Origin of the sequence: Methylibium petroleiphilum PM1 (genome assembly GCF_000015725.1) — a bacterium.
Lineage (GTDB): Bacteria > Pseudomonadota > Gammaproteobacteria > Burkholderiales > Burkholderiaceae_C > Methylibium > Methylibium petroleiphilum.
The window spans coordinates 2,623,575-2,638,402 of the sequence record NC_008825.1 but is presented as its reverse complement, the minus strand read 5'-3'; the positions used below and the strand labels follow the sequence as shown (position 1 = coordinate 2,638,402).

Annotated in this window: 18 protein-coding genes; 15 read left to right on the top strand and 3 right to left on the bottom strand. The window is 67.9% G+C overall.

Annotation, left to right across the window (positions count from 1 at the left end; all coding sequences use genetic code 11):
• The first annotated feature begins 48 nt into the window (after nt 1-48).
• From ccoN to MPE_RS12465, 7 genes are read left to right on the top strand one after another with little or no spacing between them, the layout of a single operon-like run.
• A complete protein-coding gene (gene ccoN, locus MPE_RS12495) occupies nt 49-1,491 on the top strand; it encodes a cytochrome-c oxidase, cbb3-type subunit I (RefSeq protein WP_011830066.1) in 1,443 nt (480 codons plus the stop codon).
• 22 nt (nt 1,492-1,513) lie between these two features.
• On the top strand, nt 1,514-2,143 hold the full coding sequence (gene ccoO / locus MPE_RS12490) for a cytochrome-c oxidase, cbb3-type subunit II (RefSeq protein ID WP_011830065.1): 630 nt from the start codon (nt 1,514-1,516) through the stop codon (nt 2,141-2,143).
• Nucleotides 2,144-2,159: 16 nt separating this feature from the next.
• Nucleotides 2,160-2,330 (top strand): cbb3-type cytochrome oxidase subunit 3, encoded by a 171-nt coding sequence (locus MPE_RS12485; RefSeq protein ID WP_011830064.1) that lies wholly within the window; start codon nt 2,160-2,162, stop codon nt 2,328-2,330.
• Entirely contained in the window at nt 2,323-3,246 is a 924-nt protein-coding gene (gene ccoP / locus MPE_RS12480; protein WP_011830063.1) for a cytochrome-c oxidase, cbb3-type subunit III, read from the top strand. The genes MPE_RS12485 and ccoP overlap by 8 nt, the downstream gene beginning before the upstream one ends.
• Before the next feature lie 31 nt (nt 3,247-3,277).
• Entirely contained in the window at nt 3,278-4,762 is a 1,485-nt protein-coding gene (gene ccoG / locus MPE_RS12475; RefSeq protein ID WP_011830062.1) for a cytochrome c oxidase accessory protein CcoG, read from the top strand.
• 24 nt (nt 4,763-4,786) lie between these two features.
• Nucleotides 4,787-5,035 (top strand): hypothetical protein, encoded by a 249-nt coding sequence (locus tag MPE_RS12470; RefSeq protein ID WP_011830061.1) that lies wholly within the window; start codon nt 4,787-4,789, stop codon nt 5,033-5,035.
• A gap of 35 nt (nt 5,036-5,070) precedes the next feature.
• Nucleotides 5,071-5,325 carry a hypothetical protein gene (locus tag MPE_RS12465; RefSeq protein ID WP_011830060.1) on the top strand — a complete coding sequence of 85 codons (255 nt, stop codon included), beginning with the start codon at nt 5,071-5,073 and terminating at the stop codon, nt 5,323-5,325.
• Nucleotides 5,326-5,355: 30 nt separating this feature from the next.
• Here the strand turns inward: MPE_RS12465 and fnr are convergent, their stop codons facing one another.
• Nucleotides 5,356-6,087, bottom strand: coding sequence for a fumarate/nitrate reduction transcriptional regulator Fnr (gene fnr, locus MPE_RS12460; RefSeq protein WP_036233357.1), 732 nt, complete (start codon nt 6,085-6,087; stop codon nt 5,356-5,358).
• Between the two features lie 176 nt (nt 6,088-6,263).
• On the opposite strand from fnr, the gene hemN reads away from it, so the two are divergent.
• From hemN to icd, 3 genes are all read left to right on the top strand, one after another.
• On the top strand, nt 6,264-7,694 hold the full coding sequence (gene hemN, locus MPE_RS12455) for an oxygen-independent coproporphyrinogen III oxidase (protein ID WP_011830058.1): 1,431 nt from the start codon (nt 6,264-6,266) through the stop codon (nt 7,692-7,694).
• A 19-nt stretch (nt 7,695-7,713) separates the two neighbouring features.
• Nucleotides 7,714-8,403, top strand: a complete 690-nt coding sequence (locus MPE_RS12450; protein WP_011830057.1) for a sulfite exporter TauE/SafE family protein — start codon at nt 7,714-7,716, stop codon at nt 8,401-8,403.
• A 125-nt stretch (nt 8,404-8,528) separates the two neighbouring features.
• The gene (gene icd, locus MPE_RS12445) at nt 8,529-9,782 is read left to right on the top strand and encodes an NADP-dependent isocitrate dehydrogenase (protein WP_011830056.1); all 1,254 of its coding nucleotides are present in this window, start codon (nt 8,529-8,531) and stop codon (nt 9,780-9,782) included.
• A gap of 65 nt (nt 9,783-9,847) precedes the next feature.
• Here icd and MPE_RS12440 read toward each other — a convergent pair whose 3' ends face one another.
• Nucleotides 9,848-10,096: a hypothetical protein gene (locus MPE_RS12440; protein ID WP_041929672.1), complete on the bottom strand. Its 249-nt coding sequence runs from the start codon at nt 10,094-10,096 to the stop codon at nt 9,848-9,850.
• 441 nt (nt 10,097-10,537) lie between these two features.
• On the opposite strand from MPE_RS12440, the gene MPE_RS12435 reads away from it, so the two are divergent.
• The 3 genes from MPE_RS12435 to MPE_RS12425 all read left to right on the top strand — a co-directional run bounded on the left by MPE_RS12435 (nt 10,538) and on the right by MPE_RS12425 (nt 11,530).
• On the top strand, nt 10,538-10,774 hold the full coding sequence (locus tag MPE_RS12435) for a hypothetical protein (protein ID WP_011830054.1): 237 nt from the start codon (nt 10,538-10,540) through the stop codon (nt 10,772-10,774).
• Between the two features lie 71 nt (nt 10,775-10,845).
• On the top strand, nt 10,846-11,133 hold the full coding sequence (locus MPE_RS12430) for a hypothetical protein (RefSeq protein WP_011830053.1): 288 nt from the start codon (nt 10,846-10,848) through the stop codon (nt 11,131-11,133).
• Nucleotides 11,134-11,287: 154 nt separating this feature from the next.
• The gene (locus tag MPE_RS12425) at nt 11,288-11,530 is read left to right on the top strand and encodes a hypothetical protein (RefSeq protein WP_011830052.1); all 243 of its coding nucleotides are present in this window, start codon (nt 11,288-11,290) and stop codon (nt 11,528-11,530) included.
• A 122-nt stretch (nt 11,531-11,652) separates the two neighbouring features.
• On the opposite strand, the gene MPE_RS12420 is transcribed toward MPE_RS12425, so the two are convergent.
• On the bottom strand, nt 11,653-11,922 hold the full coding sequence (locus tag MPE_RS12420) for a cold-shock protein (protein ID WP_011830051.1): 270 nt from the start codon (nt 11,920-11,922) through the stop codon (nt 11,653-11,655).
• 197 nt (nt 11,923-12,119) lie between these two features.
• Here MPE_RS12420 and clpS point away from each other — a divergent pair, with 197 nt between their 5' ends.
• Nucleotides 12,120-12,476, top strand: a complete 357-nt coding sequence (gene clpS / locus MPE_RS12415; RefSeq protein WP_011830050.1) for an ATP-dependent Clp protease adapter ClpS — start codon at nt 12,120-12,122, stop codon at nt 12,474-12,476.
• Entirely contained in the window at nt 12,473-14,779 is a 2,307-nt protein-coding gene (clpA, locus tag MPE_RS12410) for an ATP-dependent Clp protease ATP-binding subunit ClpA (protein ID WP_041929671.1), read from the top strand. The genes clpS and clpA overlap by 4 nt, the downstream gene beginning before the upstream one ends.
• The last annotated feature ends 49 nt before the right edge of the window (nt 14,780-14,828 follow it).

The window sequence follows — 14,828 nt, the reverse complement described above, 5'->3', positions numbered from 1 at the left end:
CTCCGGTTCGGACACTCCCTGTCATCGACAGGATGCGAGGAGAGTTCGATGAACGCAATGGCGGCCCAGGGAGCAGCGCCGGTCTACGAGGATCGTGTGGTCACGCAGTTCGCGCTGGCGGCCGTGCTGTGGGGCGTGGTCGGCATGGCGGTGGGCGTGCTGATCGCAGCGCAGCTCACGTGGCCGGAACTCAACTTCGGCATTCCCTGGCTGAGCTACGGGCGGCTGCGGCCGCTGCATACCAACGCCGTGATCTTCGCGTTCGGCGGTTGCGCGCTGATGGCCACCTCCTTTCACGTGGTGCAGCGCACCTGCCAGGTCCGGTTGTTCGCGCCGGCGCTCGCGCACTTCACCTTCTGGGGCTGGCAGGCGGTGATCGTGCTGGCTGCGGTCACGCTGCCGCTGGGCATGACCAGCGGCAAGGAGTACGCGGAACTCGAGTGGCCGATCGACATCCTGATCACGCTGGTGTGGGTGGCCTACGCGGTGGTGTTCTTCGGCACCATCGGCATCCGCAAGGTGCGCCACATCTACGTGGCCAACTGGTTCTTCGGCGCCTTCATCCTGACGGTGGCGCTGCTGCACCTGGTGAACAGCGCGGCGCTGCCGGTGAGCCTGACCAAGAGCTACTCCGCCTACGCCGGCGTGCAGGATGCGATGGTGCAGTGGTGGTACGGCCACAATGCGGTGGGCTTCTTCCTGACGGCCGGCTTCCTCGGGATGATGTACTACTACATCCCCAAGCAGGCCGAGCGCCCGGTGTACAGCTACCGGCTGTCGATCGTGCACTTCTGGGCACTGATCTTCACCTACATGTGGGCAGGCCCCCACCACCTGCACTACACCGCCTTGCCCGACTGGGCGCAGAGCGTGGGCATGGTGTTCTCGCTGGTGCTGCTGGCGCCCAGCTGGGGCGGCATGATCAACGGGATCATGACCCTCAGCGGTGCCTGGCACAAGCTGCGCGACGACCCGATCCTGAAGTTCCTGATCGTCTCGCTGTCGTTCTACGGCATGTCGACCTTCGAGGGGCCGATGATGTCGATCAAGACCGTCAACGCGCTCTCCCACTACACCGATTGGACCGTCGGACACGTGCACAGCGGCGCGCTCGGCTGGGTGGGCTTCATCTCGATGGGCTCGCTGTACTACCTGATCCCGCGCATGTTCGGCCGCAAGGAGATGTACAGCGTGCGGGCGATCGAGCTGCACTTCTGGATCGCGACCATCGGCGTCGTGCTCTACATCGCCGCGATGTGGATCGCCGGCGTGATGCAGGGCCTGATGTGGCGCGCCATCAACCCTGACGGCACGCTGGTCTACAGCTTCGTCGAGAGCGTGAAGGCGACCTTTCCGTTCTACGTGGTGCGCCTGCTCGGCGGCCTGCTGTACCTGAGCGGGATGCTGCTGATGGCCTGGAACGTGGTGATGACCGTGAAGGCGGGCCGCCGCGCGCTTGTGCCGGTGCCCACCGCGCTGGCGCGCGCCTGAACCCTGCCGAGGACCCGATGACATGAGCAACGAACACAACGCAGCGCCGGCCCGTGGCCACGAGCGCATCGAGACCACCAACTGGCTGATGATCGTGCTGATCCTGGTGGTGGTGGCTGTCGGCGGCCTGGTCGAGATCGTGCCGCTGTTCTTCCAGCGCAGCACCACCGAGCCGGTGCCCGGCCTCAAGCCCTACACGGCCCTGCAGGTGGCCGGCCGCGACGTCTACGTGCGCGAGGGTTGCTACAACTGCCACTCGCAGATGATCCGGCCGTTCCGCGCCGAGACGCTGCGCTACGGCCACTACTCGGTGGCGGGCGAGTTCGTCTACGACCGGCCGTTCCAGTGGGGCAGCAAGCGCACCGGTCCCGACCTGCACCGGGTCGGCGGGCGCTACAGCGACGAGTGGCATCGCCTGCACCTCGCGAACCCGCGCGACCTGGTGCCCGAGTCCAACATGCCCGCCTATCCCTGGCTCGCCAAGGCGGCGCTCGATCCGGCCGAGATGCCTGGAAAGCTGCGCGCGCTGCGAACCCTGGGCGCGCCGTACACCGACGCCGAGCTGGCGCAGGCCGGCGAGGACGTCAAGGGCAAGACCGAGCTCGACGCGCTCGTGGCCTATCTCCAGGTGCTCGGCACCGCGGTGAAGTGAGAAGGGGACGCACGAAATGAGCCTGAACGAATTGCGGGCAGCCGTGACGCTGCTGTCCTTCCTGGTCTTCATCGGCATCGTCGCCTGGACCTTGTCGCGTCGGCGCAATGAGAGCTTCGAAGAAGCTGCCCGTCTGCCGTTCGCGGCCGACGAGGCCGCAACCCGGCTGGGGGGCCGTCATGAGTGATTTCGTCGCGGTCGGTTGGCCGCTGTTCATCGCCATCGTCACGATCGCCGGCCTCGCGGCGTGCCTGGTGCTGCTATTCATCGCCAGCCGCCGCAAGGTGATGGCCGGCGACAACACCACGGGCCATGTCTGGGACGAGGATCTGCGCGAGCTGAACAACCCGCTGCCGCTGTGGTGGATGGGGCTGTTCGTGCTGACGGTGTTGTTCGGTGCGCTCTATCTGGTGCTCTATCCGGGGCTGGGCACCCACCCAGGCCAGCTGCGCTGGACCTCGCAGTCGGAGTACGAATCGGAGATGGCGCGCGGTCGCGCCCAAGTGGAGCCTCTCTACGCGCGCTTCACCACGATGTCGGCCGCCGAACTGGCGCGTGACCCGCAGGCCCATGCGCTGGGCGAGCGGCTGTTCATCAACAACTGCGCGCAGTGCCACGGTTCCGACGCGCGGGGCAGCAAGGGCTTTCCGAACCTGACCGATACCGACTGGCTGCACGGCGGGTCGCCCGAGCAGATTGCGCAATCGATCGCCCAGGGGCGCCAGGGCATGATGCCGCCGATGGCGGCGGCAGTCGGCAGCGCCGACGATGTGCGCAATGTCGCGAACTACGTGCTGAGCCTTTCGGGCAGCCCGCACGACAGCATCGCGGCCCAGATCGGACGCACCAAGTTCACGGCCTGCGCAGCCTGCCACGGCCCGGGCGGCAAGGGCAACCCGGCGCTCGGCGCGCCCAACCTCAGCGATCGGATCTGGCTGCACGGCTGGGGCGAGGAGGCGGTGGTCCGGATGATCAACGAAGGCAAGACCAACCTGATGCCGGCGCACGCCGGGCGGCTGAGCGATGCGCAGATCCAGGTGCTCGCCGCCTACGTCTGGGGGCTCTCGAACGGCGGGGCCACGACAACGGCCGCAGCGAAATGAGTCCCCGCCGCCGCCCTGGCGCGAGTTGTCGATGAGTCGACCGGCGTCACGCGTGATCCCGATCGCGCCGGTGTCCGACGACACCGGCGAGATGGTCTCGCTGTATGCGAAGCAGGCGACCATCCACGCACGCTCGGTGCATGGCTGGTTCGCTGCGTGGCGCTGGGCGCTGGTGTGGCTCACGCAGCTGGTGTTCTACGGGCTGCCCTGGCTGCCCTGGAACGGCCGCCCGGCGGTGCTGTTCGACCTGGGCGCACGGCGCTTCTACATCTTCGACCTGGTGCTCTACCCGCAGGACTTCATCTACCTGACGGGCCTGCTCATCCTGTCGGCTTACGGGCTGTTCCTGTTCACCGCGGTGGCAGGCCGCCTGTGGTGCGGCTACGCCTGCCCGCAGACGGTCTACACCGAGATCTTCATGTGGGTCGAGCACCATATCGAGGGCGACCGCCAGGCGCGCCTGAAGCTCGATGCCGCGCCCTGGGGCGCCGCGAAGCTGGCCCGCCGGTCGGCCAAGCACGCGGTGTGGCTGGCGATCGGCCTGTGGACCGGCTTCACCTTCGTCGGCTACTTCACGCCGATCCGCGAACTGGGCGGCGAGGTGCTCGCGCTGATCGGTCTGGCCGGCCCGGGGTCGGCCGGGCCCGGCCCCTGGGAAGCGTTCTGGGTGCTGTTCTACGGCTTCGCGACCTATGGCAACGCCGGCTTCATGCGCGAGCAGGTGTGCAAGTACATGTGCCCGTACGCGCGCTTCCAGAGCGCGATGTTCGACCACGACACCCTGATCATCAGCTATGACGGCGGGCGCGGAGAGCCGCGCGGCTCGCGCCCGCGCAGCCTGGCGCACGACGCGCTGGCCGCCCAGGGCAAAGGCGACTGCATCGACTGCACGCTGTGCGTGCAGGTCTGCCCGACCGGCATCGACATCCGCGAGGGGCTGCAATACGAGTGCATCGGCTGTGCCGCCTGCATCGACGTGTGCAACGGCGTGATGGACAAGATGGCGTATCCGCGCGGACTGATCCGCTATGCGACGCAGAACGGCCTGACTGCCGGCCAGAGCAGGCTGGACTGGCGGCGTGTGTTCCGTCCGCGCGTGCTGGTCTACGGCGTGATCCTGCTGCTGATCTCGGTCGGCTTCGTCACCAGTCTCGTGCTGCGCAGCCCGATGCGCGTCGACGTGGTGCGCGACCGCGGTACGTTGGCAAGGCTGGTCGACGAAGGGCGCATCGAGAACGTCTACCGGTTGCAGATCATGAACGCCACCGAGTCGGAGCAGCGCTACCGGGTGGTGGTGAGCGGCATCGCCGGCGCGCAGGCGCAGGTGCGTGACGAGGTGCGGCTGGCCCCGGCCGAGTCGCGCTGGGTGCCTGTCGCGGTGCAAGTGCCGCCGCAGAGCGCCGCGGCCCTGGGCCCCGGCGCCCACCCCCTGCGCTTCGAGATCATCCGCGAGGCCGACGGCATGCAGCCGGCGGCCAGCGTGTCCGAGAAATCCACCTTCGTCGTGCCGCGCTGAACGCGGCCCTCTCCGGAGCAACCCATGACCCCGAACGAGAACGCAACCCGCCCGACGCCCGCGCCCGAGCGGCCGCTGCCCTGGTGGCGCGAGCCCATGCTGTGGCTGGTGCTGGGCGGCCCGCTGGCGGTCGTGGTGGCTGGCATCGTCACTGCCGTGATCGCCGTGCGTGGCAGCGACCCGGTGCTCAGCCGCAGCAGCGAACCGCTGGGCAGCGACACGCCGGCAGTGCAGGCGCGCAACCATGCGGCCACGCCGCGTCCCGAGCGCTGAACGTGGTGCCGCCCGTCGACCCGGAGCTCGCGACGATGAGACAACGCACGCTGTGGATCGTCTGGCCGTCGTTCCTGATGGCGGGTGTGCTGGAGGTCCTGGTGTTCAGCGCAGCCGACCCGGCGGAACTGAGCGGCTGGGTCGGGCGCGCGCTGGAGACGGTGTCGCCGGCTGGCGTCTACACGCTGGCCTTCTTCGCGTTCTGGACCGTGTGCGCGCTGACGTCGATGTTGACGCTGCTGCTGGCAATGCCGGAGCCGGCCAATACCGAGCCGCGCCGCTGGCCCTGAGTCGCGCCGGGCGAGGCAGGCGGCGAACCTTCAGCAGGCCGGGCCGTTGACGAGCCGGCGCAGCCCGGATTCGTCGAGCACGCGGATGTCGCGCTGCTTAACCTCGAGCAGGCCTTCGTCCTGGAACTTCGAGAAGGTGCGGCTCACGGTCTCCAGCTTGAGACCGAGGTAGCTGCCGATCTCCTCGCGCGTCATGCGCAGCACGAGCGACGAGGCCGAGAAGCCGCGTGCCTGCAGGCGTTGCGTGAGGTTCAGCAGGAAGGCCGCGAGCCGCTCCTCGGCCCGCATGCTGCCGAGCAGCAGCATCACGCCGTGGTCGCGCACGATCTCGCGGCTCATGATCTTGTGGAACTGGTGCTGCAGCGGCGTGGATTCGCGCGACAGCTTCTCGAGCTGCGAGTAGGGGATCTGGCAGACCTGGGAGTCCTCCAGCGCCACCGCGTCGCAGGCATGGCGGTCGGTGCTGATGCCGTCCAGTCCCAGCAGTTCGCCGGCCATCTGGAAGCCGGTCACCTGGTCACGGCCATCGTCGGCGGACACGCAGGTCTTGAAGAAGCCGGTGCGCACCGCATAAAGCGACTCGAAGCGATCCCCGGCGTGGAACAGCGTGTCGCCGCGCTTCACGGGGCGGCGGCTGCCCACCAGCTGGTCGAGGTGGTCGAGATCGTCGTCCGACAGCCCCACCGGCAGGCAGAGCTCGCGCAGGTTGCAACTGGAGCATGCGACCTTGAGGGCCTCGATGCGGATCGGTTCGCGTTCCATGCGCTTCATTATGATCTTGTGCGCGGCCCGCGATGGAGCATGTGAGTCGGCGGCGGCGTCGTGAGGGGCAAGTTGCATGATCGACCTCAAGCTGTGCATGGATTGTCGGAGGCCACCGGCGACCGGCCTTGACCCAGATCAAGAGCCCGGTGAGAGGCCCTCGGCACAGTCCGGACATGCCCCCTCCGACCCTGACCGACATGCTGGAACCGGCTGCGCCGAGCGAGGAACTCCTGAGTCGTCTGGACGCCGGTGGGCCGCGCTACACCTCCTACCCGACCGCCGACCGCTTCGTGGAGGCCTTCGGCCCCGCTCAGTACCGGCAGGCCCTGGGCCAGCGCCGCAGCGGAGCCCCGGCGGCCGGCGCGGTGGGCGGCGGCACACCGCTGTCGATCTACGTTCACATCCCATTCTGCGAGTCGGTCTGCTACTACTGCGCCTGTAACAAGGTGATCACCCGGCAGCACCGGCGCGGCACCGAGTACCTGGAGTGGCTGGGCCGCGAGGTGGCATTGCACCAGGACGTGATCGGCAGCCGCCAGCGCGTCAGTCAGCTGCACCTCGGCGGCGGTACGCCGACCTTCCTGGACGATACGGAGCTGTCGCAGCTGATGGCCCTGCTGCGCGGTGCCTTCGACCTGCAGCCGCAGGCCGAATGCTCGATCGAGGTCGACCCGCGCACCGTCAGTGCCTCGCGGCTGGCGCACCTGAAGGCGCTGGGTTTCAACCGCCTGAGCTTCGGCGTGCAGGACTTCGACCCCGAAGTGCAGCACGCGGTGCATCGCGTGCAGCCGGCCGAGCAGGTGGAGGCACTGATCGCCAGCGCGCGCGCATTGGGCTTCGATTCGATCAACGTCGACCTGATCCACGGCCTGCCCAAGCAGACCCCGGCCTCGCTGGCCCGGACGGTGGAGCAGGTGGCGCGGTTGCGGCCGGACCGCGTGGCGCTCTACAGCTATGCGCACCTGCCGCAGCGCTTCAAGCCGCAGCGGCGCATCCATGCGGCAGACCTGCCAGGCACCGCCCAGCGCGTGACGATGCTGTCGAACGCGATCGCCGCCTTCCTGGCGCACGGTTACGACTACATCGGCATGGACCACTTCGCCCTGCCGGGTGACGCGCTGGCCGCGGCCAAGCGGCAGGGCCGGCTGCACCGCAATTTCCAGGGCTACAGCACCCAGCCCGACTGCGACCTGATCGGCCTGGGCGTCTCGGCCATCGGCCGCATCGGTGCGACCTACAGCCAGAATGCGAAGACGCTGCCGGAGTACCAGGACGCCCTGCGCTCCGGGGAACTGCCGGTGGTGCGCGGCCTCGTGCTGACGCGCGACGACGTGGTGCGCCGCTCGGTGATCATGGCGCTGATGTGCCAGGGGCGGGTGGTGTTCGAATCCATCGAACTGGCTCACCTGCTCGATTTCCGCCGCTACTTCGAGGCCGAACTGCGCCGGCTGCAGCCACTGGCCGGGCAGGGGCTGATCGAGATCGACGACGACGCGATCCAGCTCACCCCGCTGGGCTGGTACTTCGTGCGCGCCGTGGCGATGGTGTTCGATCGTCACCTGCAGGCCGACCGCGATCGCGAACGCTATTCGCGGCTGATCTGACGCAAGGGACAGTCACGGCATGAGCCTCTCGCTGGTGGCGGCCGGGCTGGCGATCGGCATCGCGGGCAGTCCGCACTGTGCCGCGATGTGCGCCGCGCCCTGCGCGGCGATCGAGCGGTCCTGCGGTGGCGCACGGCCTGCGCGGGCCGCCGCCGCCCTGCATCTGGGGCGCCTGCTGTCCTACGGCCTGGCGGGGGCGCTGGTGGCCACCGGGGCTGGATGGATGGCCGAACTGGCCCAGGCCACCCGCTGGTTGCGGCCGCTGTGGACCCTGCTGCAGGTGACCGTGGTGGTGTTTGGCCTGTGGCTGCTGGTGGCCGGACGCATGCCCCGCATCGTGCTGGGCACCGGCTCCGCACCCGGCGTGGCCGTCCCCATGCTCGGGCCGCTCCCTGCGAAGGGGCGGCGGCGCGGCTGGGGCTGGGCCGGTACGGCCGGAGCGCTGTGGGCGGCCTGGCCTTGCGGCCTGCTCTATTCGGCGCTGGTCGTTGCGGCGCTGGCCGACGGGCCGCTGGCGGGCGCTGCGGTCATGCTCGCCTTCGCGCTGGGCGGCGGGCTGGCCTTGCTGTTCGGCCGCGGCGTGCTCGGTCGACTGGGGCAGGGCGCCAGCGCGGCGAGGTGGACCGGTGCCCTGCTGGTGATGGCTGGCGGATGGGCGATCTGGCTGCAGCTGACCGGTCCGTCCGGGCCATGGTGCAAGGTGGTCTGATGCAGCGGATCGATGGTGCTCGCGGCCGCCGTCCGGCGGCTCGCTGCACCGCACGATGGCTCGCCTAGAATCGAAGCCACCCCCCCTGTTCCTTCCGACCCCTTACCCAGCGGAGACGCAAGTCCATGTACCAGCACATCAAGGTGCCTGCCGACGGCCAAAAGATCACCGTCAATGCCGATTTCTCGCTCAACGTGCCCGATCAGCCGATCATCCCCTTCATCGAGGGCGACGGCACCGGCTTCGACATCACGCCGGTGATGATCAAGGTGGTCGACGCGGCGGTCGAGAAAAGCTACGGTGGCAAGCGCAAGATCCACTGGATGGAGATCTACGCCGGCGAGAAGTCGACCAAGGTCTACGGCCCCGACGTCTGGCTGCCGGAAGAGACGCTGCAGGTCCTGAAGGAGTACGTGGTCTCGATCAAGGGCCCGCTCACCACGCCCGTGGGTGGTGGCATCCGCTCGCTCAACGTGGCGTTGCGCCAGGAGCTCGACCTCTACGTCTGCCTGCGCCCGATCCAGTACTTCGAGGGGGTGCCGAGCCCGGTGAAGGAGCCGCACAAGACCAACATGGTGATCTTCCGCGAGAACTCGGAGGACATCTACGCCGGCATCGAGTTCGAAGCCGAGAGCGAGAAGGCCAAGAAGCTCATCAAGATCCTGCAGGACGAATTCGGTGTCAAGAAGATCCGCTTCCCCGCCACATCGGGCATCGGCATCAAGCCGGTGTCGCGCGAGGGCACCGAGCGCCTGGTGCGCAAGGCCATCCAGTACGCGATCGATAACGACAAGCCCAGCGTGACCATCGTGCACAAGGGCAACATCATGAAGTTCACCGAGGGCGGTTTCCGCGATTGGGCCTATGGCCTGGCGCAGAAGGAGTTCGGCGCGCAGCCGATCGACGGCGGCCCGTGGTGCAAGTTCAAGAACCCGAAGACCGGCAAGGAGATCACCGTCAAGGACTCGATCGCCGACGCCTTCCTGCAGCAGATCCTGCTGCGCCCGGCCGAGTACTCGGTGATCGCCACGCTCAACCTGAACGGGGACTACGTGTCCGACGCGCTGGCCGCGCAGGTGGGCGGCATCGGCATTGCGCCGGGGGCCAACCTGTCGGACTCGATCGCGATGTTCGAGGCCACCCACGGCACCGCGCCCAAGTACGCCGGCAAGGACTACGTGAACCCGGGCTCCGAGATCCTGTCGGCCGAGATGATGCTGCGCCACATGGGCTGGACCGAGGCGGCCGACCTCGTCATCTCGTCGATGGAGAAGTCGATCCTGTCGAAGAAGGTCACCTACGACTTCGCGCGCTTGCTGGACGGCGCCACGCAGGTCAGCTGCTCGGGCTTCGGGCAGGTGATGATCGACAACATGTGATGAGCCTGCCGGCAGGTGCCGGTAGCCACATATCAGGCCCAGTGCATTGATTTGCCTGGGGCTTTTCATCTTGCGGCATACGGGCTCGCGAAGATCTCGATGCAGGACTGCGGGCGCGCTGGACCGCGTTCGCGGCAGCGTTCCTGTCGGGGCTCGGGAGCGAGGCGGCCGGCGGCAGGCAGGCGCCTGCGGCGAATGCAGCGCCTAACGCGGTGCGCGAACGCCGCGAGCAGGAACGCGATCTGGGCCAGCGAGCGGATCCAGATCGGCCACGGTGCCATCGCACGCTCCAGCCGATCGACTTCATCGGCCATCGCGCGGAATCCGGCAGGATCGACGTAGTCTTCGCGGCCACGAGGCACTTCGAAGTATCCGTTGCAGTTTTGCGTTCCCACGTGAGCGATTGAAACGCAGGCGGTGGAGCGACGGGCGTGCGTCGCTCAGGCGACGAGCCAGTCGGTTGCCGCGCCACCTTTTGAAGGGGAATTGCCTGCGTCCAGGCGTTCCGCAGGCCACGCGGCCGGCGTGAGAGATTCCGCTGGCGCCACCGTCAAGCACCGGGCGCTTGTCCTACGCGAGCTTGCGGCGGCGTCCTTGTGACATCGCGGTCCGGATGTCCGAGCATGAGGTTCCTTCAGAGAACCAAGGAGTGCCGACATGGGCAAGTACTTTCTGGGCTGGATACTGGGCGTGCCGACGATCGTGCTGGTGGTCCTCTACCTCGTCTTCAACTGAAGCCGGGCGCGGAGCTTCCGATGGCCTGGTTCAGGTTCCGTTCCCGCAAGTCCGCCGTGGAAGCGTCGCGGCAGCCGTCGGCCGCGCCGCTCGATCTGGAACTCGACGATTCCGCGGCCTCCGATCCGACCTGGCTGGACTCGACCCGTGAACTGCGCACCGGCCTCACCGTGATCGAGCATCCGATCGATACGCTGCCGGGGGAGTTGCAGGAGGCGCTCTCCACCGCAAGAAGGGCGGCCAGGCGACGGCCCTGAGCGCAGGCTGGCCGGGTGGGCTGCGAACCGATTGCCGATGGTGGGCCGCACGTTGTAATGTGTCGACCGACATGGATGCCGGCTACCAATCCTTCAACAACCGCGACGAGCTGACGCGCGCCCGTGTGGCCGGCTGCTTCTCGTGCCTGGGCATCTTCCGCCCGGCCGACATCGTGTTCTGGCTGCACGAGGACAGCACGGCGGCGTGCCCGATCTGCGGGGCGGACACCGTGCTGCCGCACGTGGACAGCCTGGCCGCTCTGCGGGCGATCCACGCCGGCCTGGTGAGCACCGAGGAAACGATCCCGGCCGTGCTGGACATGACGCCGCCTGCCGGTCGCGGGCCGGGCGGGACGTAGCCCGGTCGCCGGCATGCCGTGGCATCTTTCGCACTGCACGGCCGTTGCATTGTGTCCGCCCCTCAGAGAGGGGGACGGCAGCGGGCCCGGCATTTGCGATGCTTCTTCCCGCAGCCGGCACGCGCGTTTCGCGCGCCGCCCCGCAGAGGGAGCCATGGCATTCTTCAAGTCCCCCAAAAAGCGCGCACGTCCGTCGCCCGATCTGGAGTGCGTGGTCCCGGTCAGTCCCGAGCCGCCCGCCGACCCCCAGGGCGCGGGCTGGCTGGTGTCGTCGTTCGACCTGCGTCAGGGTCTCGACGTGTCCGAGTCGCCGCTCGACACGCTGCCGGGCGACCTGTTCGCGGAACTGCAGCCGGCTCGCCCAGCGCCGGACGAGGCGGCCGGGCATTCCCGCTGAAGCCCTGCTGACTGCATGAATCCGGTGCGCAACAGGCGCGCGTTGGGGCAGAGCCGAAGTCCGCCGGAGCGGCATCGCCGCATTCCAGTGCACGCCGCGCGCCTGTTCGGCGCGGATGAGCCTCAGAGGCCGGCGGCCAGTTCCCGGTCGTTGGCCGGAGCGCGGACCGCCGCCGGGTCGGCGCGGCTTTCCAGCGGGGCGATGTTCTGGGCCAGCTTGCCCTTGGGGCCGTCCACCAGTTCGAAGCTGACGCGGGCGCCTTGCTTCAGCGTGCGAAAGCCGTCCATCAGGATGGCCGAGAAATGGGCGAACACGTCTTCGCCGCCACCCTCGGGTTCGATGAAGCCGAAGCCCTTGGCATCGTTGAACCACTTGACCGTGCCGTTGACCATGGACGTTCTCCAACCCCTCGACGGACGATTCTGGGCAGGGCGGCCGCGGCCTGTCAAGCCGGCGCCGGCCGTGACGGACGAACGGGATAGGGCGGCCAGCGTGCGTGCACGGCGTGCGGAGGCCTTGAGTTCGGGCTCAGTGGTGTCATATTGACCGGCATGGAAGTCGCTTCCCAGCAGTCGATAGAATCTTTTCCATGCCCGACGACACCGTACCGCCCACTCCCCCGAAGCGCCCGGTCACCAAGCCGGACGACGGGCAGGGCGCGGTCGTGGCCGAACGGCAATCGGCCCGCGTCGAGCCGCCCCGGATGTACCAGGTGGTGCTGCTCAATGACGACTACACGCCGATGGAGTTCGTCGTGATGGTCCTGCAGGAATTCTTCCAGCGGGATATCGAGACGGCGACGCAGATCATGCTCAAAATCCACCACGAAGGTCGGGGCGTGTGCGGCGTCTACACGAAAGATGTCGCCTCGACCAAGGTCGAGTCGGTGCTCGCTGCGGCCAAGCGGTCGGGGCACCCGTTGCAATGCACTATGGAGGCCGCATGATTGCGCAAGAACTGGAAGTCAGCCTGCACATGGCGTTCGTCGAAGCGCGTCAGCAGCGCCACGAATTCATCACGGTCGAGCATCTGCTGCTCGCGCTGCTCGACAACCCGTCCGCCGCCGAAGTGCTGCGCGCCTGCTCGGCCAGCCTCGATGACCTGCGCAAGAGCCTGACGCAGTTCATCAAGGAGAACACGCCCACGGTCGGCGGCACCGACGAGGTCGACACCCAACCCACGCTGGGATTCCAGCGCGTGATCCAGCGCGCGATCATGCACGTGCAGTCCACCGGGTCCGGCAAGAAGGAAGTGACGGGCGCCAACGTGCTGGTGGCGATCTTCGGCGAGAAGGATTCGCACGCGGTGTACTACCTTCACCAGCAGGGCGTGACGCGGCTGGACGTGGTGAACTTCATCGCCCACGGCATCAAGAAGTCCGAGCCGCCCGAGCCTTCCAAGGGCGCCGAGGGCGGCAGCGGCGAAGGCGAGAAGGAAGAGGCCGGCGAAGGCAAGGGCTCGCCGCTGGACCAGTTCACCCAGAACCTCAACCAGCTCGCCCGTGACGGCAAGATCGATCCGCTGATCGGCCGCGAGCACGAGGTCGAGCGGGTGATCCAGGTGCTGTGCCGCCGCCGCAAGAACAACCCGCTGCTGGTGGGCGAGGCCGGGGTCGGCAAGACCGCGATCGCCGAGGGCCTGGCGTGGCGCATCACGCAGAACGACGTGCCCGAGATCCTGGCCGACGCGACCGTCTACTCGCTCGACATGGGCGCGCTGCTGGCCGGTACCAAGTACCGCGGCGATTTCGAGCAGCGCCTGAAGGGCGTGTTGAAGGCCCTGAAGGAGCAGCCCCATGCCGTGCTGTTCATCGACGAGATCCACACGCTGATCGGCGCCGGCGCCGCATCGGGCGGCACGCTCGACGCCAGCAACCTGCTGAAGCCGGCGCTCGGCTCCGGGCAGCTCAAGTGCATCGGCGCAACCACGTTCACCGAGTACCGCGGCATCTTCGAGAAGGATGCGGCACTGTCGCGGCGCTTCCAGAAGGTCGACGTGGTCGAGCCTTCGGTCGAGCAGACCATCGAGATCCTGAAGGGGCTGAAGTCGCGCTTCGAGGAGCACCACAGCGTGAAGTACGCGCTGGGCGCGCTGCAGGCCGCAGCCGAGCTGTCGGCCAAGTTCATCAACGACCGCCACCTGCCCGACAAGGCGATCGACGTGATCGACGAGGCCGGTGCCGCCCAGCGCATCCTGCCCAAGAGCAAGCAGAAGAAGACGATCAACCGCGCGGAGGTCGAGGAGATCGTCGCCAAGATCGCGCGCATCCCGCCGCAGAGCGTCAGCAACGACGACCGCGGCAAGCTGAAGAACCTGGACCGCGACCTGAAGAGCGTGGTGTTCGGTCAGGACCCGGCGCTCGACGCGCTGGCGTCGGCCATCAAGATGGCGCGCTCGGGCCTGGGCAAGCCGGACAAGCCGATCGGCTCCTTCCTGTTCAGCGGCCCCACCGGCGTCGGCAAGACCGAGGCGGCCAAGCAGCTGGCCTTCATCCTCGGCATCGAGCTGGTGCGCTTCGACATGTCCGAGTACATGGAGCGCCACACGGTCAGCCGCCTGATCGGCGCGCCGCCGGGCTACGTGGGCTTCGACCAGGGCGGGCTGCTGACCGAGGCGGTCACCAAGAAGCCGCACTGCGTGCTGCTGCTCGACGAGATCGAGAAGGCCCACCCCGATGTCTTCAACGTGCTGCTGCAGGTCATGGACCACGGCACGCTGACCGACAACAACGGGCGCAAGGCCGATTTCCGCAACGTGATCATCATCATGACCACGAACGCCGGCGCGGAGACGATGAACAAGTCGACCATCGGCTTCACGAATGCCCGCGAATCGGGCGACGAGATGGCCGACATCAAGCGCCTGTTCACGCCGGAGTTCCGCAACCGGCTCGACGCGATCGTCAGCTTCCGCGCGCTCGACGAGGAGATCATCCTGCGGGTGGTCGACAAGTTCCTGCTGCAGCTCGAGAGCCAGCTGGCCGAGAAGAAGGTCGACGTGACTTTCTCCGACGCCCTGCGCAAGCACCTGGCGAAGAAGGGCTTCGATCCGCTGATGGGGGCGCGGCCGATGCAGCGGCTGATCCAAGACACGATCCGCCGCGCGCTGGCCGACGAACTGCTGTTCGGCCGCCTGGTCGATGGCGGGCGCCTGTCGGTCGACATCGACGCCGAAGGCCAGCCGGTGCTCGACATCACGCCGTGGAAGAAGAGCGACAAGCCGAAATCGGAGCCGGCCACGGCCGACTGACCCGGCCACAGGCCGGCAGCGGCTTGCAGGGAGCGGGGAGCTTCGGCTC

Excerpts from the sequence above, each read along its gene's own strand:
- MPE_RS12430 (WP_011830053.1), top strand. The coding sequence starts at position 10,846 with ATGGATGCCGGCTACCAATCCTTCAACAACCGCGACGAGCTGACGCGC.
- MPE_RS12470 (WP_011830061.1), top strand. The coding sequence starts at position 4,787 with ATGACCCCGAACGAGAACGCAACCCGCCCGACGCCCGCGCCCGAGCGG.
- MPE_RS12435 (WP_011830054.1), top strand. The coding sequence starts at position 10,538 with ATGGCCTGGTTCAGGTTCCGTTCCCGCAAGTCCGCCGTGGAAGCGTCG.
- hemN (WP_011830058.1), top strand. The coding sequence starts at position 6,264 with ATGCCCCCTCCGACCCTGACCGACATGCTGGAACCGGCTGCGCCGAGC.
- clpS (WP_011830050.1), top strand. The coding sequence starts at position 12,120 with ATGCCCGACGACACCGTACCGCCCACTCCCCCGAAGCGCCCGGTCACC.
- MPE_RS12465 (WP_011830060.1), top strand. The coding sequence starts at position 5,071 with ATGAGACAACGCACGCTGTGGATCGTCTGGCCGTCGTTCCTGATGGCG.
- MPE_RS12440 (WP_041929672.1), bottom strand. The coding sequence starts at position 10,096 with ATGGCCGATGAAGTCGATCGGCTGGAGCGTGCGATGGCACCGTGGCCG.
- ccoP (WP_011830063.1), top strand. The coding sequence starts at position 2,323 with ATGAGTGATTTCGTCGCGGTCGGTTGGCCGCTGTTCATCGCCATCGTC.
- icd (WP_011830056.1), top strand. The coding sequence starts at position 8,529 with ATGTACCAGCACATCAAGGTGCCTGCCGACGGCCAAAAGATCACCGTC.
- MPE_RS12485 (WP_011830064.1), top strand. The coding sequence starts at position 2,160 with ATGAGCCTGAACGAATTGCGGGCAGCCGTGACGCTGCTGTCCTTCCTG.
- ccoG (WP_011830062.1), top strand. The coding sequence starts at position 3,278 with ATGAGTCGACCGGCGTCACGCGTGATCCCGATCGCGCCGGTGTCCGAC.
- fnr (WP_036233357.1), bottom strand. The coding sequence starts at position 6,087 with ATGGAACGCGAACCGATCCGCATCGAGGCCCTCAAGGTCGCATGCTCC.
- MPE_RS12450 (WP_011830057.1), top strand. The coding sequence starts at position 7,714 with ATGAGCCTCTCGCTGGTGGCGGCCGGGCTGGCGATCGGCATCGCGGGC.
- MPE_RS12420 (WP_011830051.1), bottom strand. The coding sequence starts at position 11,922 with ATGGTCAACGGCACGGTCAAGTGGTTCAACGATGCCAAGGGCTTCGGC.
- ccoO (WP_011830065.1), top strand. The coding sequence starts at position 1,514 with ATGAGCAACGAACACAACGCAGCGCCGGCCCGTGGCCACGAGCGCATC.
- clpA (WP_041929671.1), top strand. The coding sequence starts at position 12,473 with ATGATTGCGCAAGAACTGGAAGTCAGCCTGCACATGGCGTTCGTCGAA.
- ccoN (WP_011830066.1), top strand. The coding sequence starts at position 49 with ATGAACGCAATGGCGGCCCAGGGAGCAGCGCCGGTCTACGAGGATCGT.
- MPE_RS12425 (WP_011830052.1), top strand. The coding sequence starts at position 11,288 with ATGGCATTCTTCAAGTCCCCCAAAAAGCGCGCACGTCCGTCGCCCGAT.